Annotated in this window: 13 protein-coding genes; 7 read left to right on the top strand and 6 right to left on the bottom strand. The window is 53.2% G+C overall.

Features of this window, described 5'->3' with window-relative positions; translation table 11 throughout:
• Window positions 1-28: 28 nt before the first annotated feature.
• From DMG62_01995 to DMG62_01975, 5 genes are all read right to left on the bottom strand, one after another.
• The gene (locus DMG62_01995) at window positions 29-1,039 is read right to left on the bottom strand and encodes an amidohydrolase (protein ID PYY24654.1); all 1,011 of its coding nucleotides are present in this window, start codon (window positions 1,037-1,039) and stop codon (window positions 29-31) included.
• 51 nt (window positions 1,040-1,090) lie between these two features.
• The gene (locus DMG62_01990) at window positions 1,091-1,678 is read right to left on the bottom strand and encodes a protein yceI precursor (GenBank protein PYY24653.1); all 588 of its coding nucleotides are present in this window, start codon (window positions 1,676-1,678) and stop codon (window positions 1,091-1,093) included.
• 57 nt (window positions 1,679-1,735) lie between these two features.
• Complete coding sequence (locus DMG62_01985; GenBank protein PYY24652.1) at window positions 1,736-2,947, bottom strand: hypothetical protein; 1,212 nt, start codon at window positions 2,945-2,947, stop codon at window positions 1,736-1,738.
• An 82-nt stretch (window positions 2,948-3,029) separates the two neighbouring features.
• Window positions 3,030-6,572: a hypothetical protein gene (locus DMG62_01980; GenBank protein ID PYY24651.1), complete on the bottom strand. Its 3,543-nt coding sequence runs from the start codon at window positions 6,570-6,572 to the stop codon at window positions 3,030-3,032.
• 148 nt (window positions 6,573-6,720) lie between these two features.
• Entirely contained in the window at window positions 6,721-7,827 is a 1,107-nt protein-coding gene (locus DMG62_01975; GenBank protein PYY24650.1) for a sugar ABC transporter substrate-binding protein, read from the bottom strand.
• 148 nt (window positions 7,828-7,975) lie between these two features.
• Between DMG62_01975 and DMG62_01970 the strand changes: the two genes are divergently transcribed.
• The 3 genes from DMG62_01970 to DMG62_01960 are packed head-to-tail and all read left to right on the top strand — an operon-like array spanning window position 7,976 to window position 10,962.
• Window positions 7,976-9,151, top strand: coding sequence for an L-rhamnose/proton symporter RhaT (locus tag DMG62_01970; protein ID PYY24649.1), 1,176 nt, complete (start codon window positions 7,976-7,978; stop codon window positions 9,149-9,151).
• A 24-nt stretch (window positions 9,152-9,175) separates the two neighbouring features.
• A complete protein-coding gene (locus tag DMG62_01965) occupies window positions 9,176-10,375 on the top strand; it encodes an alpha-hydroxy-acid oxidizing protein (GenBank protein ID PYY24648.1) in 1,200 nt (399 codons plus the stop codon).
• Window positions 10,375-10,962, top strand: coding sequence for a haloacid dehalogenase (locus DMG62_01960; protein PYY24647.1), 588 nt, complete (start codon window positions 10,375-10,377; stop codon window positions 10,960-10,962). The genes DMG62_01965 and DMG62_01960 overlap by 1 nt, the downstream gene beginning before the upstream one ends.
• Before the next feature lie 90 nt (window positions 10,963-11,052).
• On the opposite strand, the gene DMG62_01955 is transcribed toward DMG62_01960, so the two are convergent.
• Window positions 11,053-12,771 (bottom strand): RNA-binding protein, encoded by a 1,719-nt coding sequence (locus DMG62_01955; protein PYY24646.1) that lies wholly within the window; start codon window positions 12,769-12,771, stop codon window positions 11,053-11,055.
• A gap of 213 nt (window positions 12,772-12,984) precedes the next feature.
• On the opposite strand from DMG62_01955, the gene DMG62_01950 reads away from it, so the two are divergent.
• From DMG62_01950 to DMG62_01935, 4 genes are all read left to right on the top strand, one after another.
• Window positions 12,985-13,308 (top strand): L-rhamnose mutarotase, encoded by a 324-nt coding sequence (locus DMG62_01950; protein ID PYY24645.1) that lies wholly within the window; start codon window positions 12,985-12,987, stop codon window positions 13,306-13,308.
• 201 nt (window positions 13,309-13,509) lie between these two features.
• A complete protein-coding gene (locus DMG62_01945; GenBank protein ID PYY24714.1) occupies window positions 13,510-14,865 on the top strand; it encodes a glycosyl hydrolase family 39 in 1,356 nt (451 codons plus the stop codon).
• A gap of 17 nt (window positions 14,866-14,882) precedes the next feature.
• Window positions 14,883-16,325, top strand: coding sequence for an arabinose isomerase (locus DMG62_01940; protein PYY24713.1), 1,443 nt, complete (start codon window positions 14,883-14,885; stop codon window positions 16,323-16,325).
• A 191-nt stretch (window positions 16,326-16,516) separates the two neighbouring features.
• A complete protein-coding gene (locus tag DMG62_01935) occupies window positions 16,517-19,879 on the top strand; it encodes a glycoside hydrolase (GenBank protein ID PYY24644.1) in 3,363 nt (1,120 codons plus the stop codon).
• The last annotated feature ends 6 nt before the right edge of the window (window positions 19,880-19,885 follow it).

Raw genomic sequence — 19,885 nt, 5'->3', positions numbered from 1 at the left:
CAGTGCCCGTATCGGTCCGCCATCGAATCTAGTTCGCTGGCTTTGTATCGAGCCGGAGAAATCGGGCTGCGTTGTTGTAGAGAATGTCGCGTTTCTGTTCGAGGGTGAGGTACTCGGCGTTCTGAATGAGGCTGATGGAATAAGCCATCAACTTCGGCCACTGCAGTTGGTCCGTGCCGAACATTACACGGTCCTCGAATCCGGCTTCGACGAGTCTCTGAATATATCGATTGACCTCTTTCAGCGGATAGCTCCAGATTAGTCCAGCCACATCGACATATACATGCGAGTTCGCTTGCAGCAACGTAAGCATGTTGTCGATCATCGGATAGCCCGCATGCATTACCTGCACACGCAGCTTTGGGTGGCGCGCAAGCAGTTCCTCTAACAGCAAGGGATTACCCATGGAGCCGCGGTACTTGGGCATGGCGATGTTTGCCCGGCCTGATCCACCTGTGCCCATATGAATCGCGACGGGGATATCAAGTTCCTCTGCCAGTGCGAAGTACTGGTCGACCGAAGGATCACTCGGCGATAGACCCTCGTATTGCAGCCCGATCTCCCCCATTACTTTGAACCCGTCTTGAGTGAAGCTCTTGCGTAACTCATCGAGTGGTACACGCTTGCCAGGGGGCTGGCCTTGACTGAAACTGGTTCCCGGAATGACCCTTCCCGGCGCAGCTTCCTTCCACTTCTGTACGCTCGCAGGATCGCCAAAGACCACTGCGGTGACGTTGAGCCGTTCCATATCGGCCACTACGTCCTTAACGTACTCGCCTTTCGCGGCTGGATAAAGTTTAGGGGTACAGTCTTCGTGACTCCACCCGGACGGACCCTCCTTGCTATTCGGGTCAGAAGCGAGGAACTTGGATTCGTTAGGGCAAATTAAACCGCCGGGACGAGACTCAAGCATCGCGTGAAAATGAATGTCGATTATCGGTGGCACGGCTGTGCCGGTGTTTTGTGACGGGCACGGAACGTTGGTGGTTGCAACCAAAACGACGCAAAGTAGCGCCGCAGGCGCCTTGTGGATGATCATCAAGGTCTCTCCGGAACCATCCGCCCGACTTAACTATTTTCGGCTGTGACGCTACTGTCCTGCTGCTTTTTGAGTGAGTTCAACGTCGAGGTCAATCTTGATTTCCTCGCTAATCATCGCGGCCGGCGCCTTCGCACCGACTCCGAAGTCCTTGCGGTTCACTGAGGTTGTTGCTGAAAGCCCGCGACGCTGATTCGGCCCCATCTTCATGGGAGCTGAAGGCCCATCTACGTCGAGGGTGACTTCCTTGGTCACTCCCTTGATCGTCAAGTCGCCCACTAACTTCAACTTGTTATCACCATTCTTCGTGATGCTCTTGGACTTGAATGTCATGTTCGGGAATTGTGCCGCGTCGAAATAATTGGGACTGCGCAGATCGTTGTCTCGGCCGTCGTTGCCGGTGTTGATGGAAGCGACATCCATGGTGGCGTTCACCGTTGATTTGGTGAGATCCCGGTCATCCACAGTCGCCGAGCCGCTCACCTTCGTGAATCGTCCGTGTACGTTGCTGATGCCCAAATGACGGACGGTAAAGCCGACAGTAGTGTGAGCAGGGTCTATCTGCCACTCGGATCCCTGTCCCCAAGCTGCGGTTGTAATCAACACTGCTGCGAACAGATTCAATACGGCACGTCTCAATGAATTCTCCTAAAAGTGATTTGAATTGATCGATCCGGGCAACAACGCAAAAAACGTTTACTTGTCACGCGGGCCGATCTCCTGCTTAGTGACTTCGCTGCGCGAAAAGATTTCACCAGTAGCCGCTTGTTGGCTCTCCTTTTTCGCGTGAAGGCGCTGATATTCCGTGAAAGCCTTTTGTTGCTCCGCTGAATTGCCCATAGCTCTGTTAGCTTGCGAAAGCCGATACCAGATCACGTCATTGTCTGGGTTCAACTCGATCGCTCTTTTAAGGTGCGGCAGCGCAACTTGAGGTTTCTGTTCAGATAACAGGGTTGCAGCCAAGCCCAGATGGGCTTCCTCGAATTCCGGATAGTACTTGAGCGCTTGTTCAAACAACTGCTCAGCCTCAGAGAATCGACCAGCGTTGCGGTGCATTTCTGCAAGCTCATAGCTTGCATTGGCATTGCTCGGGTCGAGCTTGAGTTCCGCTTGAAATTCTTCCTGGGCTGCGGTTGCATCCTCGACTGAAGAAGCAGCACGAGAGCGCGCCAAGAGTGTTCGCCCCAGGCGAAAGTGAATTCCAGCATGTTGAGGATCGCGGGCGAGTACTTCGCGAAATTCCCTTATCGCAAGATCGTTTGCTCCCTGACTTTCATAGGCTTCACCCGCAGCCTCGTGCCTCCACAAGGAATCCGGAGCCTCCTGCGCGAGCCTCTCCATACTTAAGAACGCGAAATTTCCGAATAAGCGACCAGTGTTGTACAAGACCTCTGGATCCTTCGGGAACAGACGATTCAGTTGAAGCGCCACTTCCACCGCCTTGTCATGCTGACCAAGCCCCGTATAAGCGCGTTGCAATTGAAGCCCGGCGAGACGTTTCGTTTCGGGATCACTAGTTTGGCGGAAGGCTTTTTGAAGTCCAGGAACAGCTTCCTGGAACCGACCCAACTCCGATAAGGACATTGCGAGCAGTGCTTCTGTTTTCGCCAAACTGGGCTTCAACTTCAGTGCTTGCCGTAGAGCGCTCACCGCCTGCTCAAATTTCTTCTCCTCGAAATAGATTAGGCCGAGGTTCGCGTGCACTTCGGCGGCTCCCGGAGCGAGCTGCCGGAGCTTTTCATACGCTATCTCAGCGTCCGCATAATGCCCCGACGCGAGAGCTGCTTGTCCTTCTTCACCGTATTGGGCGAGCAATGCGGAGTCGTTTGACTGAGCGAGTACAGGCGCAGCCCAAGAACACACGCAGATAGCAATCAATTTGATCGAAGTTCTAACTGCCATGAGCATGATCGGGAGTCTATCCCCTATAAGGGAAAACCCGCCAGACCAAATGGGCAGATCAGGCGGGTCCGTGAGACTGACTTCGCTGTTAGAAAACTACTTTGGCCCCCAGTTGGACAGTGCGGCCTGGCCGAGAGGCGGTGACCACACCATAGTTTGCGCCGCTCGGGTTGTTGCCAACTGCGCTACCTATACCCGTGCTGGTTGCTGGGTCAAATCCATATTGCGCGTGGTTCAATGCATTGAACGCCTCGAGCCGAAACTGCAAGCCAACGCTCTCGGTAAACTTAAATTCTTTACCCAGACCGAGATCAAAATTACTAATGCCGGGCCCGCGGAGTATGTTCCGGCCACTGTTCCCAAATTGACCCGATAGGGGCTGCGTAAAGCACGCCGTGTTAAACCACTGGCTCACATTCCTGGGAGCATTGTTGGGATCGCAACCGGGCACCAAGTTAGCTCGTTCCGTGAATGTAACCAGCAGATTGTCTTTGTTATTTGCGGCCACGGAGAATGGAAAGCCTTTTTGGAACGTTGCGATTGTGGTGAACTGCCATCCTCCGATCAAAGCATCCTCCGCCCTGTTCGCATTCCCGCCAAAACGCTTCCCGCGGCCAAAAGGCAACTGCAAAACGCTACTCACAACGAAGCGATGGTTTACGTCGAAATCTGAACGTCCATAATCCGCACGAGTATTATGTTCGTTCATGTGTCCGGCAAAGGCATTCGTGGCTCCGACGCCAGCGGCGGCCGATTTATCGTCCAGACTCTTAGCCCAGGTATAAACCGCGACCAGTGCCATAGAACTTGAACGGCGTTCGAGTTTGAGATTAGCGGCGTTGTAGTTAGAGTACCCATTCCATTCGCTGTCCAAGAAGCCATTTGCCGAAGTGATATTCGCCAGCGGACGACGAGTACTCACAGGACAAAGGGCCGCAGCATTGGTTGGATTCCCACCCACGGTGGCATCGCACAGCGCTGGATTTGGCGGCGGTAAAGGCTGACCAATATTGAACCGATTCAACAAATGGGTACCTTTGTTGCCCACGTAATTGGCTTCCAAGGTAGTGTTGCTCGCCAGTTCACGCTGTACCGAAAGCGACCACTGCTGGACGTAAGGATTGCGTGGCTTTTCCGAGATGATTACAGCAAAGAAAGCGCCGCCGTCCTTCGCTGGGCTGACTTGATGCAGCGTCACCGGAGGGAAAGTCTGATCCGTCGTCTTTGGAAGAGTAGGAATGGTATTCGGACTGAGGGCGGTGCGGACGATAATCGGGTATATGTCGCCAGTATTATCGATCTCGCGCGTCTCGGCGGAGTCGAAGAAAATTCCGTAGCCGCCGCGAACTACCGTTTTGTCCGATACTCGGTAAGCAAGGCCCGTGCGCGGTGCAAAGGGTTGCTTGGAACCGTCGGCCGGGTTGCGTCGCCCGCAGTATCGATAAAAGCCGTTACCGGGGGGAGCAATAGGACTGCCAAGGGCGGCGATCGTCTCCGTTCCCAAGGCAGGGTTGGCGAAGCACAATCCGCCGCCTGGATTAGCAGTATCGAACCAGAACATTTGGTTGTGTTCTTCAGTGGGTACAGATCGATAATCCCAACGCAAGCCAAGGTTTACGGTGAGGCGACTAGTGGCCTTCCAGTCATCTTGAATGAAGGGAGCGACATACAGGTAGTGGAACTGGTTCAAGTTGCCCGGTGCCGCCGAGGGATTGCTGAATGGCCCCGGCTGAAAGGTGGACCCAGTTTGGTAGTAACCGAGCAAAAAGTCGGCTACAGAGTTACCTGTTCCGCACAGAGCCGACGCGTTGGGACATCCTCCGGAATTCGAGGTTATGTTTTCATTAGCAAAGTTGAAGCTACCCAGGAAGTCCGCGGAGAGATTCCGTTTTTGAATCCAGCGGCGATAGTCAAATCCCACACTCAAAGAATGTTTGCCACGAACTGTTGTGAAAGAATCGGCAAACTCCCAAGTTCGTATGTCGCTGGTCGTCGTATCGTTAACCTGACTGCCAGATCGCGAATTAGTAAGTCCAGGGCCGTTGAAACCAAAGTCGGGATACAGGCGGGCAGCGTTAGGGAGGTTCGGAAAAACGCCGCTTAGTCCGAGCGTTGTCACGTCAGAACTGGGAGCGGGAACTCCGCCTTGATTGCTAATGGCAGTGAGATGACCAAACCGGAAGTTGTTCACATTCCTCGTCCCTAGAGCTTTGGTGTGCGAAATCGTCCAGCTCTCCGGCTGCACGTCAAACACACCAAATCCGAAAGGAACTGAATCGGCACCATTCACGTTCTGATTTTGATACGTCGAATGGGTCCATCGGACGAATACCCTGCCGAACTGCCGTAGCTCTTGATCCAACTTATAGGTTTGCTGATTCACTGTTTGAGGCAACGTAGCGTTCAGCCTGAAGTTCCCCAGACATGCAGGTGGACCAGCTAAGCAATTCGGCGCTGGAATCAGATGAGCTGCGAGCGAAACATTCGCGAGTCGTTCGAAGCGATTTGCGGGGATGGTGTCGTTCGGAAAAGGCAACCCGGTAAGCGGATCGACTGGACGGCAGAATGTGGTTGGTCCGGGAACGCAAGCACCACCTGCTGCTTTTGGAGTGCCGAGGCCGGCCAGAGAAGAAAAATTACCAGTCAACCACACTGGAGAAGGGGCATTAAAGAACTGATTAATGCCGCTGCTGATACGCCAACCCTCATAATTTGCTAGAAAGAACGTCTTGTTTCTCCCGTCATAAACCTTCGGGATATAGACCGGGCCGCCAACTACGAAACCGAATTGGTTCTGTCGGAGTTTTGGAATAGTAGCTTGAAAAGGCGCTCGTGCGTCCAACGCGTCATTTCGTAGGAACTCGAAGGCTGTGCCGTGCAGGCTGTTCGTTCCGCTCTTACTGATTATGTTGACCTGGTTAGCGCTGAACCCGTACTCCGCCGAATAGGTCTCGCTTTGAACTTTGAATTCCTGGATAGCGTCTTGTGAAAGTATGACGGCTGGTGTGCTCAGGGCCGTGTCAGTGTTCACCATGCCATCCAGTGTGTAGTTATTCGAGGTCGGTCTGGACCCATTGATACTGATTGCATTACCAGCGCCCTGGCGCATCTGGCCCTGTTCGCCGGTAGTTTCCACGGCTCCCGCGCCGATGAACAACAAATTCAGGAAGTTGCGTCCGTTCAAGGGCAGCTGGTCAACCTGCTTCTGGCTCACCAGTTGTGATACTGAGGAACTGTCGGTATCGAGCGCGGCCGTCGAACCAGTGACTTCGACAACCTCGGTGACTTGACCAGGTCTCATGAAGACGTTGACGCGTGCCTGTTGAGCCACGGCCAATCCAATGTTGTCGACGACTGCCTTCTGAAATCCTGGAGCTTCCACCGTCACCCGGTAAGTCCCGGGAGGAAGCGGAGCCGAATAGTCCCCGGAGCCCGTGGTTCGCACTTGTTGTGTAATGGCGGTGCCAACATTCATGATCTGCACGGTTGCGTTGGGCACTACTGCTCCAGACTGATCCGTGACAGTTCCCAAAATGGTTCCGGTCGCGCCTCCCTGTGCAAACATCAGGCTTGCAGAAGCGACAGCAATCAGCAGGCAGGCAAAAAAATGAGTGGCTCTCGTGGTCCTCATTCAACCTCCAGTGCTCTCGGCACGCGAAGTAGAAACTCGCGTGGGCACTTTAGACAGCTCGGAATTGCATTGTCAAGATAAATCAGAACTTATTTCCCTATTGAAATAACTAATTGTGGAAGAAGTGAGATGGAGGCTGCTTGAAGACCTACCTCGCAGCTCGCATACGATGGGTAAGCGATGAGGCTGTGATTAGCTTGTGCTCTACGTAGTTATAAGGAGCGATGGTTTCTCCTTTGAGCAATGCCAAACCGAGATGAATCAATCGGGGACCATAGGAGGGCGCTTCGTGAGATACCGAGGCAATCAGCGGAGTACCACCTGCAGTCATTTCTTGGAGCGCCTCTTCGATGCAGTCTTGGCCCACGATGGCAACGTGGTTTTGACGTCTGAGCTCGCGAACTGCTTTTAGAGCACCAAGAGCACTCGTATCAGTTGCTGCAGCTATCAAAATCCCCTTGTCACCCTGATGTTTGCGCAGGAATTCACGTGTGAGCCGGTAGCTCTTCTCTCGCAATCCTTCGCCATCAAGATTGAGGAATACTCCTTCTCCAACGTTTGGAAGCCGCGATCGAACTCCAGCAAAGGCTCCGCTTATGCGGCTTTGCACGAGGGGACCTGCCTCACTGATACCGAGGCCAATCACCCACTTGACGTTCCCGTTCCATGCAGATTTTGCGTGCTGCGCGAGAAATTCGCCAGCTTCAAAGCCGACTCGATAGTTGTCCACTCCAAAAAATGTTGCATGGGGATGAGGGATATCGACCGCGATCAGCGGAATGCCGGCACCATGCACTTTGTCCGCAATCATTGGCGCGATATGCTCGTCGATCTGAAATTCAATCACCAGGTCTACGCGTTGCTTAACGAACTCGTCAGCATTTTCTAAAGCTGCGGTGGCATCATATCGATTGTCCAGAACTATTAGATCCACTCCCGCGGAAGCTGCAGCGGCTTTGAGACTCTTAGTGACATCGACAGAGAACGGCATCTCCGATGACTCGCTTCCGAAGCCGAAACGGATCTTTCTGGGACGCGAAACTATTCGGTATAAGCCGTCTTGGGTCTGCGCGAGATAACCCCGGTGCACGAGGGTTTTGAGAATTCGGTACACCGTCGTCTTAGAAATGTTGGTCTGCTCGTAAATCGATTCCAAACCTTGAGGACGATTGTCCGACTGGAGCAATTCAAGTACATCAAGTGCCTTCGAAAGAACCGGAATCAAGTAGAGCCTTTTGGGAGCCGTCTTACGCAATCTGATTTCGCCTCAGAATTCTGGGGAATGGGGAAAGCCGCAGTATACAACTCACATTGCATGGTTTCATTTGGCACATAGTTTGTTCATTGACACAACGGGAGACTAAGACTTAGAGTCGGCGAGTCTATTTGAGATCGAAGCGTTCATGAATCCAAATCCCGCGATCGGCGTTATCTTTCACTGGCTGGGAGGACTGGCCTCCGGCAGTTTCTATGTTCCATATCGTGGCGTAAAGCTGTGGGCGTGGGAGACGTATTGGCTCGTCGGAGGATTCTTCAGTTGGATCATTGTGCCCTGGATGCTCGGTTCGTTGCTGACCCACGACTTGTTCCAGGTTCTGCATGAGGCACCAGCTACCTCCCTATTTTGGACATATTTCTTCGGCGTCCTGTGGGGATTGGGGGGACTCACTTTCGGTTTGACCATGCGATACCTGGGAATGTCTCTGGGCATGGCAGTTGCACTGGGCTATACGGCAGCCTTCGGAACCCTGATGCCTCCGATCTTTCGCGGAGTGTTCGCAACTGAGGTTTTGGGAACGACCTCGGGTCGAGTGATCCTCATAGGAGTGGCGGCCTGCCTGGCCGGGATCGTCTTTGCGGGATTAGCCGGTATGCACAAAGAGCGGGAACTTTCTGAAGAGCAAAAGCGTGCATCTATTAGGGAATTTGCACTGAAGAAGGGACTGCTAGTCGCAACGTTCTGCGGGATCATGAGTGCTTGTTTTGCTTACGGCTTGGCAGCAGGCGATCCGATCAAGGCGCTTACAATTCAACACGGCACCGCCCCTCTCTGGCAGGGACTTCCCGTTTTGGTCGTCCTTCTCCTCGGAGGCTTCACTACGAACTTCATCTGGTGCCTGATTCTGAACATTCGCAACAAAACCGGCTACCAATACCTTCATTCCGAAATTCGTGGTGTGGTGCCCTCCCGAGATGAGGAGTATGTCTTGGAAACGGCGACGGATGCCCCAGGAGAGGAGATGGCAGTTGCCGTCGCAGTCGCTACTGAGCAGCCGGCACGCGCTCCTATGGTTGCCAATTATCTTTTCTCCGCCTTGGCTGGAACGACGTGGTATATGCAATTCTTCTTCTACACGATGGGCGAGACCAAAATGGGAAGATTCAAGTTCTCCAGTTGGACGCTGCATATGGCCAGCATCATTATTTTCAGCACTCTCTGGGGAATTGCGCTGAAGGAGTGGAAAGGAGTTGGACCACGGACTAAGTGGTTGGTTGCGCTCAGCCTTTTTGTGCTTGTCGCGTCTACGGTGATCGTCGGATACGGCAACTACCTCGGACTCTCCTCCTCCCAACACTGAGTTCCCACGAATGAAAGTTTCTGGTTGTCACGCTTGAGTTCTCCTCGAATCATCAACATCAATGATCTTCGACGTGTTGCGCAGCGTCGTCTGCCTCGTGTTGTTTTCGATTACCTCGAAGGCGGCGCCGAGAACGAGATCACCCTGCAGGACAATGTGCACGCCTTTCAGCAGGTTACTTTCAGACCGCGACAGGCTGTGCATGTTGAAGCGGTGGATTTGAGAACATGTGTGCTGGAGCAGCAGTTGTCGATGCCGGTGATACTCGCTCCGGTGGGCTATAGCCGCCTAATGCATCCCGATGGCGAAATTGCTGCGGCGCGTGCAGCCCACGAAGCAGGCACAGCTTTTGTGCTCTCCACGATCTCGGGCCATAAGCTCGAAGCGTTGAGAGCCGCGTCGGATGGTCTTCTCTGGTATCAGCTCTATCTTCTAGGAGGTCGCGAAGCGGCAGAGTCAACTATCGAACGGGCTCGCCGGGCGGGTTTTTCCGTCCTAGTCATTACTGTTGACACTCCTGTCGCGGGAAATCGTGAGCGCGACCCGCGTAACGGAATGCGAGAACTTTTGAGTGGCACGCTTCTGGAGAAGATACGGTTTGCACCTCAGATTCTGAAACACCCTCGGTGGCTCATATCGTTTTTACTCGACGGGTGTGTTCCGAAGCTGGAAAACGTCGTGGTGCCTGGCAAGGGACCTCTCGCCATGACAGATGTTGCTGCTGCTCTTTCCAGTTCAATAGTGCAATGGGACGATCTCGCGTGGATTCGTCGGTGCTGGCTAGGACCGATCGTCGTCAAAGGCATACTTACAGCCGAAGATGCTAGAAGGGCTGTTGATCATGGTGCTGCGGCCATCGTGGTTTCGAATCATGGAGGGCGGCAGTTGGACGGCGTTCCCGCATCACTGCGAGCTCTTCCAGAAATCTATGCTGCAGTCGGGAAAGAAACCGAGATTCTAATGGACGGTGGTATTCGACGGGGCAGCGATATTGTGAAGGCTCTCTGCTTAGGTGCTCGCGCCGTTCTCATTGGACGAGCATACGCCTATGGTCTCGCTGCATATGGCAAAGTGGGGGTGGAGCGAGCGCTGGAGATATTACGCGACGACTTGCGACGCACTCTCACGTTGCTTGGCTGTTCGTCCGCTGATCAACTAAATCCGAGCTTCGTAAATCTGTCCCGAGACTTTATTCCTTCACTAGGTTCTCACAGCAATCCATAATGAAACTTCAGCTGCCACCTGGCTCATACGAAGCCTATTTGTTTGACTGTGATGGCACCATTGCGGACTCCATGCCATTGCACTATTTCGCCTGGAGCCAAGCACTCAGCGAGTGGAACTGCGCGTTTGAAGAAGACCTGTTTTACGCCTGGGGAGGCAAGCCTCCCTCAGAAATCATTGATTTGCTCAATAAAAGAAACGCCCTAGATATGCCTGTGCAAGTGGTGGCAGAGCGGAAGGAGCAACTGTACTACGCCTCACTTCCGCAATTGAAAGCCATAACTGAAGTGCTGGAACATATCGAAGCGGAAGAGGGGAGAATCCGTTATGCGGTGGTCTCTGGAAGTACTCGGGATTCCGTTGTGGCTTCTCTCACAACTTTAGGGCTGCTGAGCAAATTCGAAGTGATTGTTTGTCAGGGTGATTATGTGAACAGCAAACCTCATCCTGAGCCATTTTTGATTGCTGCTTCAAGATTGGGTGTACGGCCGGAGCATTGTTTAGTATTCGAAGATTCGGATTTGGGAATTGAAGCTGCCAAGGTTGCTGGAATGGCTTCTGTGAAAATTGAACGCCTGTCGAGGTGAATCCTCTTAGCTGCAATCGGCTTTGCAGCCGGAGTTGATCATGACAGTTTCCAGAGCTCCTCAGCTTGCTATGATTAGTGCGACTTTCCTCTATGCTCTCCACCCGATCGTGGGCACGATGCCCACTCCTTCTTTGATGGAGACTAACTGGTTCGACTCAACTTTGGAAAAGCTCTGCCAACCTCCGTTTGGCCATCTAACTTTTATCTCGGCGCTTGTGGCAGAGCCCAGCCCAAAATGCAATCGGGGATCATTGCAAGAAAGAAAACTCGACTGGCTCTGGATCTCTTGCGTCTGCGTTTGATCCCCCGCTTTGATTACAAGTCGAGCTCCTATCGCGCTTCTGTTCGAGATCTTTCCGATCAGCTTGACCTTGAGCCAGTGATTACTTGAGGAGAGATCATTTCGCAGCAGCGAAGGCGTCTCGTTCAAGTTGACGATAAGAATGTCGAGATCCCCATCGTTGTCAAAATCGCCAAAGGCGCAGCCGCGACTAACGTGAGCCTCGGCAAGCGCCTTTCCTGCTTCGAAAAGTTCCTCGAACCGGCCACCTCCTAAGTTCCGAAAGAGTATTCGAGGGCTCTTGACCGGGTAATTAGGAGAGAGTCTTTCAAGATTTGGATACACGTTTCCAGTTACGGCAAACAAGTCAGGCAAGCCATTGTTGTCTAAGTCGACGATGCCGGATCCCCAACTTACAAAACGATTCTCAACTCCAAGCCCCACTCTTCGAGTGACATCGTCGAAGCTGCCTCTTCCGTCATTGTGGTACACGTTGGACGTGTCATCGGCAAAGTTGGTCTTGAAGATATCGAGATGGCCATCGAGGTCGTAATCGTTGACGGCAACGCCCATTCCCGCCTGCTCTTGTCCATCTTCGCTATATGCAACTCCGCGTAAGGCGCCTTCTTCCCGGAACGTGCCATCGTGATTGTTGAGAAACAGAAGACTTGGAGTTGAATCGCAGGCAACGTAGATATCCGGCCATCCGTCATCGTCAAAATCGGCGGCAATAGCCGTCAAGCCATAGCTGTTCCGAGCTTTTGCAATGCCGGATTGAACGCTGACATCAGTGAAGCTGCCATCGCCATTGTTGCGATACAAACTGTGCTGGCCGAAGGGAAAGCCACGCGGCCCACATAACACCGGCATACCCGAGTACTGGCAGTTTGCAGCCATTCCCGGTTTAGGAGCCTTTGCCGGATCGAAGCTTCCAATGTAATTGGCCACAAACAAATCGAGATTGCCATCTCGGTTGTAATCCAGAAAAGTGCACCCTGTTCCCCAACGTCCAGCAGATTGCTTCAAGCCGCTCGCTTTCGTGACATCGGTAAAGGTGCCGTCGCCGTTGTTGCGGTACAAGATGTTGTCACCCCAACCGCTAACGAAGATGTCGTCAAAGCCGTCGTTGTTGTAGTCGGCCACACAGACACCGCACGCCCAGCCAGTCTTCGCCAGTCCGGCTCGCGAGGTGACATCGGTAAAAGTGCCGTCGCGGTTGTTTTTAAAGAGTCTGTTGCCGCCGCCTTCGGCCGTTCCTGTCAGACGAGTTCCTCCCAATAGGAAAATGTCGATCCACCCATCGTTGTCGTAGTCGATGAAGGCACAGCCACAGCCAATCGTTTCAAGAATGTATTGATTGCGTTCGCCGGCTCCGTAAACAGTGGGAGAAGTCAGACCGGCTTGAGGTGCAACATCGGTGAAGTGTGCTGCAAAAGCGATGCCGGATGCCCTGCCTCGTGGCTGTACTGGCGCCTTCCGTGTGGACATTCCCTGGCCAAAGAAGTGAGCGCCTGCCGTGCCCAACATTCCAAAAAGAAACGCTCTTCGTGAGTATGCCAGTACTAGCCTCGATATCCCGAAAAGTGTAGGCGAAACTATTGCCATTTTCCCTCGTGCCCTCAACATGGTTCAATACGAAAACAGATTAGGTATTGACGCACGGTTCAGACGACGCTAACGTGTGTCCGCTGAAGCACGAGTACTGTGAACAGAAAGTTTCGTGCTGAACTTTAAACAGCTATGGCCTCGTCGCGTTATGCGTTCCGACTCAGAGTGAAGAAAGAAGCAATTGAGGCCTATGACCGTGCCCACGAGCACGTCTGGCCCGAGTTGCTGGCAAAGCTCAAGGAAGTGGGCATCTCCGATTATTCAGTATTTCGACGCGGTCAGGACCTGTTTCTTGTCATGCGGACATCGGATTTTGAACGGACTTGGTATGCATTGAGCCGCGATCCCGTTAACTTGCGCTGGCAGGCGGAAATGGCTCGTTATTTTGAACCGGTCTCGGATCTTAAGCCAGGTGAGCGATTCGCGATGATGAAGGAAGTGTTTTATTTGGAGTAGTTGAATTCTTCTTCTGTGTCGCCACCGGAGAGTCATACTGTGAATCACTTTTTGGTTGCTAGTCATCTGCTGTTGCTCGCGCTCTTAGTGCCAGGAACTTCTGAATCACAAGTTAACCCTCCCACCGTTGCCGACATTGATTGGACGAAGATCATTCGAGTTTCCAAGTCCACGCCGACCTTGCAGGTTGTCACTAACCCTATGCTGAATCGCGGTTCGCCGATTCACGATGGCGCTTTCAACGCGCTAAAGGCGCTCGGTGCGGACTATGTGCGATATGTTCCGTGGTTGCCTTATCCCAAAATTGCGGTTGCCGAACTCGAACCACCCACTGCCGAGCGCACTTCGTGGGACTTTACCTACATCGATCCAGTCACTAAAGACTTCTTAGACGCGACCGAGAACCACAGCACCATCATCAACTTCAGCACCATTCCTGCGTGGATGTTCAAAACCGACCAGCCGGTGAAATATCCAGACGATCCCAATCAGGTCTTTTGGAATTACACGCAGGGCACCGAACTGCGGGATCCGACAGGAAAAGAACTAGGCGGCTACTTCGGCCGGCTTGTCAGCTGGTACACCAAAGGCGGATTCACTGATGAAAATGGGAAGCAGCACACGTCGGGGTATCACTACACCTTTCCATATTGGGAGATACTGAACGAAGTCGAGGCAGAGCACAGTACTACGCCTGAGCAGTACACCGAACGTTACGACGCCATCGTTGAGGGCATTCGGAAAGTCAGTCCTCAAACGAAGTTTATGGGTTTAGCGCTGGCGAAAACCGGGGGCAATCCGAAGTATTACGAGTACTTCCTGAACTCGAAGAACCACAAGCCCGGCATTCCGATCGATTTCATTTCATTTCACTTCTATGCGTCCCCTGCTCCCGACGAAGGTCTCGATGACTGGCAGCATTCATTTTTCGATCAGGCTGATGGCTTTATTGCTACGACGCGGTTCATCCTGGCCATTCGCGACCGATTAGCGCCTACAGTGAAAATCGACACGAACGAGTTGGGAGTCATACTTCCTAGTGATGGAGAAGAGATCAGGGCGTCGAAGGCTCTGCCAGACAAGATTCTCCATCGTTACTGGAATGCGGCGGCTGCGCTGTACGCGTATCTGTTCGCGGAGTTGTCGAAGCAAGGGGTTGATGTGATCGGCGAGTCACAACTCGTCGGATATCCATCTCAATTTCCCAGCGTCTCGATGATTAACTACAACACCGGGAAACCGAACTCCCGCTATTGGGTGCTGAAGCTCTTGAAGGACAACTTTCATCCCGGCGACAAGATAGTCGTGACCAAGGAAAATATGTTCGATCGTCATGATCTGAAGATTCAGGGATTTGTCACTCCGCAAGGCCGGAGAATCTTAGTCGTGAACAAAACGAATCGCGAAGCTACCGTAGAATTGCCGACGGAGTGGCAACGAGCGACCTCATCTACGGTTGACGAAGACACCGGAGACGAAGAACCTCGCACCTCCAAGATCAATGGTTCCGAACTGAAGCTCGCTCCGTTTGCCGTCACTGTCCTGAAAGCGGAATGAACTGTCGCGAACCGCTGATGCCGAGACCTGAAGTCACCCGAGACCTGAGAGTCGGACTATTCGGGATTGGGCTCGATACATACTGGCCCCAGTTTGCGGGATTGGAGGCCCGGCTGCGCGGCTACACCGAGCGCGTCGCGGAACGTCTCAAGTGGCCGGGCCTGCAAGTCGTTAATCTTGGATTAGTCGATAATTCCGAAAAGGCACTGGCTGCAGGACACGAGTTCCGTAAAGCGGACGTCGATCTCATTTTCCTGCACGTAACCACTTATGCTCTCTCGTCCACGGTGCTTTCCGTGGTGAGACGCGCAAAGGTTCCGGTAATCATCCTGAATTTGTCGCCTGGCCCTGCGATTGATTACGAGCGCTTCAACAGCTTGGGTGATCGAACCAAAATGACCGGAGAGTGGTTAGCCTATTGTCAGGCGTGCCCTGTGCCTGAGATCGCGAATGTCTTCAAGCGGTCGCGCATCCCATTTTTTCAGGTTACGGGAATGCTTGAGGACGATCCTGCCGCGTGGAAGGAGATCGAGGGATGGATTGACGCAGCTCGCGTTGCAAACATCATGGAGCATAACCGTCTCGGCGTGATGGGCCATTATTACGGAGGAATGCTCGACATCTATTCCGACCTGACGCAGCAATGCGCAAGCTTCGGCGGGCACATCCAAATGCTTGAAGTTGACGAAGTCGCAGCATTACGGCGCGACGTGACAGCGGCCGAAGCCGCAAACCGGTGCAGAGAATTTACGGACGTTTTTGATGTGCAGCCCGATTGCTCCCCGGAAGAACTCGAACGCGCTGCCCGCACCTCGGTAGCCCTCGACAAACTAGTATCCAACCACCGTCTTGGATCGCTTGCCTACTACTATCAGGGCACAGGGAATCCAGAGAACGAAAATGCCATTAGTTCCATCGTTCTTGGAACCAGTCTGCTCACAGCGCGCGGAATTCCTGTTGCCGGCGAATACGAGATTAAGAATGTTCAAGCGATGAAAATTATGGATTCTTTCCATGCCGGTGGCTCATTCAGCGAGTATTATGCGACGGATTTCAACGACGATGTTGTGTTGCTGGGTCACGACGGTCCGGGACACATAGCAATCGCTCAAGGGAAAATCAAGGTAAGACCGCTCACTACATACCACGGCAAAGTGGGGCGCGGACTTTCAGTTGAAATGTCGGTGAAACATGGTCCGGTCACGCTTCTGTCAGTAGTTGAAACAGGAGAGGGAACAATCAAGTTGCTAGTCGCGGAAGCCGAATCGGTTCCCGGCCCTATTCTTGAAATCGGAAATACCAACAGCCGCTACAGATTCGCATTAGGCGCGCGAAGATTTATCAACGACTGGAATTCTCATGGGCCAGCCCATCACTGCGCAATCGGCGTGGGTCACATCGCTGCGAAACTCAGGAAGCTCGCTCAACTGCTCGACCTGCAATTCGTGCAAGTCTGTTAACAATTGTAATTCCAATAGAGAACTAAAGTCGCTATTGACTCACAACCTCTTCAAGGAATAGAGTTGCTCCGCTTTTTCGACAGCATTTTGTTGCTGTAGGGAGACGTGAACCATATCAAAGCCGAGGTACAGGAGTGTTCTCACTGCTCATAGATCGTGTCTGCATCCAGCGTTTAGTCAGAGTTCGACCATTGTTTCTGGTCACCGCGTTTACATGCTTTAGCACATTCGGGCTTTCGCAGGCTCAACCTGCTCAGGATCAGCTAAAGGCTGGCTTCCAGCACCCTCCCACATCAGCTAGGCCCCGAGTCTGGTGGCATTGGATGAACGGTAACATCGCGAAAGAAGGCATCAAGCTCGACCTCGAATGGATGCATCGCGTCGGAATTGCGGGCTACCAGAATTTTGATGCAGCCCTTCAGACACCGCAAGTCGTCGACAAGCGTCTGGCATACATGACACCTGAGTGGAAGGAGGCGTTCAAATACGCCATCAAACTTGGCGATCAGCTTGGCATGGAGATGGCTATTGCCGGCTCGCCAGGGTGGAGCGAAACCGGTGGACCATGGGTGCCTGCAGCTCACGGGATGAAGAAGTATGTCTGGAGCGAATCCCTGGTCGATGGTGGACGACCTTTTACGGGAAAGCTCCGTCATCCTCCAACGAAGACTGGCGCATTTCAAGACATCGGAGTACGCGAGCAGTTTAACCGGCCCGCACCGAACCTACCGGAATTTTATGCAGATGCTGTCGTTGTAGCCTTCCGCATTCCACGAACTTCTTCGGACGAAAACGCAGCGCAGCCGAAAATCACCTCCAGCGGTGAAGGACTCGATGCTGCGATGCTAAGCGACGGGGATTTGGAAAACACAACAAAAGTCCCAGTTCCCGATTCGGGTTCCGTCTCCTGGATCCAGTTTGAATATGCTTCTCCACATAGTGTGCAAGCAGTCACGTATGTGACAAGAGATCCGGGGTTCGTTGAAGCGCTCATGTACGGAATGGCTGCTCCGGAGAAGACTCTGGAAGCCAGTGATGACGGACAGAATTTCCGGAAGGTCGTTGCTCTTGGTGGAGGCAGAGCGCCTGAACACACGGTCTCCTTTGTCCCGGTAAGCGCAAAGTTTTTCCGCGTGACTTTTAAACGCAGTCCGCCTCCTCCGAGGCCGGCGTGGGCGGAGGGAGTCGATCCCACATCGTTCGGAATCGGAGCGCCTGCCCGACCTACGTCTTACGAAGTCGCAGAGCTTATTCTGCATTCCGATCCGCGAGTAAATCAGTTTGAGGAGAAAGCAGCGTTTGTTCCAGCCGTCGATATGTACGAACACGCAACTCCGCCGATCGATCCTTCAACCGCGATCAAGAAGCCTGACGTAATCGATCTTACGGCTAAGATGCAGCCGGACGGCACACTCGATTGGACGCCACCCCACGGAAAGTGGCTAGTTCTGCGTATCGGGTATTCCCTGCTTGGCATAACGAATCACCCTGCTACTCCTGAAGCCACCGGACTCGAAGTCGACAAGCTCGATCGGCGCTTTGTTAAGGATTACTTCGAAAAGTACCTCGACAGCTACAAAGAAACAGTCGGCGCAGATGAGATGGGAAAGAAAGGCATCCAGTATGTCATCAACGACAGTTGGGAAGCCGGATCGCAAAACTGGACTGACAACATGCTCTCCCAGTTCAAAAAGCTGCGTGGCTACGACGCTATTCCCTGGCTCCCTGTGTTGACAGGCCGCATCGTGGAAAGTGCTGAGCAGAGCGATCGTTTTCTGTGGGACTTCCGCAAGACTATCGCTGATCTTGTTGCCAACGAGCACTATGCTCAGTTGGAAGAAACCCTCCACGAGCGCGGAATGCGGCATTACGGGGAATCACATGAATCCGGACGCGCATTCGTCGCCGATGGGATGGAAGTGAAGAAGCTTAACGAAGTGCCTATGAGCGCGATGTGGACGCAAAGGCCCGGCGTCAACAACGTGCAGTACGGCTACAACGCGGACGATCGAGAATCGGCTTCTGTAGCGCACATCTACGGACAAAACATCGCGGCAGCCGAATCGTTGACTGCAGCGGCCGCGCCGTGGGGTTGGTCGCCAGCAACCCTGAAGCCGACCGCCGATCAGGAATCGCTCAATGGAATCAACCGTTTCGTAATCCATGAATCGGCACATCAACCGTTGGTGGGGAAAGCACCTGGACTGACGCTCGGGCCCTTCGGACAGTGGTTCAACCGGAATGAGACGTGGGCGGAGCAGGCAGGGCCATGGATTGACTACTTGGCACGGTCGAGCTACATGCTCCAGCAAGGACACTTCGGCGCCGACCTTGTCTATTTTTACGGAGAAGATTCAAATCTGACGGCAATCTTCCAGCATAAGTCTCCGGAAATTCCACGCGGATATGGCTTCGATTACATCAATGCAGACGCATTAATTCACGAGTTGAGTGTCGCGAATGGTCGAATCGTTACAAAAAGCGGCATGGAATACAGGGTGCTCGGGCTTGATCCTTTCAGTCGGCACATGTCGCTTCCTGTTCTGCGCGCGATTCATGCGCTGGTGGAGAACGGTGCTGTAGTCGCGGGACCGAAGCCTACTGACGATCCCAGTCTCGCGGATGATCAGTCTGAATTCGAGAAGCTTGCATCGCAGTTATTCGGCGATGGAACCAGTGTGCACAAGGTAGGCAAAGGCACCGTTTACGCTGGACAGAACCTGAGCGAAGTTTTCGCCGCACTGAATCTCAAGCCTGACTTCGATTATTCAAAAGGAAATGATTCCAATTTGGAATTCGTCCATCGAAAACTCAGAGGCGGCGACATCTACTTCGTCGACAACCGCAGCGATCACGATGCCGCGCTCGACGCCAGATTTCGTGTGACAGGCAAACGGCCGGAGCTGTGGCGTGCGGAGACCGGCACCACCGAATCAGCGTCGTTCACAATAGCGAACGGTGTTACGACCATTCCCCTTCATCTGGAGCCATGGGGCACTTCCTTCGTAGTGTTTCGCCAGCCCACCACTCAGACGTCACGTACGATCGAGCAGGATAGTGAAACAAAGTTGGTCACAGTAAACGGTCCGTGGAAACTTACGTTTCAGACCGGACGCGGCGCTCCAGACGCGATCACCGTGAATGAGCTCTTCGATTGGAGTCAGAGTAGCGATGCAGGCGTGAAGTACTTTTCTGGGAGCGGAACGTACACGAAGACAGTTCAAGCACCGCCTAACTGGTTTAAAAAAGGATCACAGTTGTGGCTCGATTTGGGCGAAGTCAAAAACCTGGCTGTCGTCACCGTGAATGGAAAGGAACTCGGGCAAACTTGGCACGCACCATATCGCGTGGATGTCACCTCCGCTCTGAAGCCGGGTGCAAACGAGATCACAATCAGAGTAGTTAATGCCTGGGTCAACCGGCTAATTGGCGATGAACAGCCGGGAGCCACAAAGCTGACGTTCGCCGACGTTAAGCCTTACAAAGCGAGCTCACCATTGCTGCCTTCTGGTTTGCTTGGTCCGGTCACAGTTATCCGCGCTGAAATGCAATAAACCTGG

Source organism: Acidobacteriota bacterium (assembly GCA_003225175.1).
Lineage (GTDB): Bacteria > Acidobacteriota > Terriglobia > Terriglobales > Acidobacteriaceae > Gp1-AA112.
Note: the sequence above shows the minus strand (reverse complement) of the source record. Positions and strands in the feature narration are given on the sequence as shown.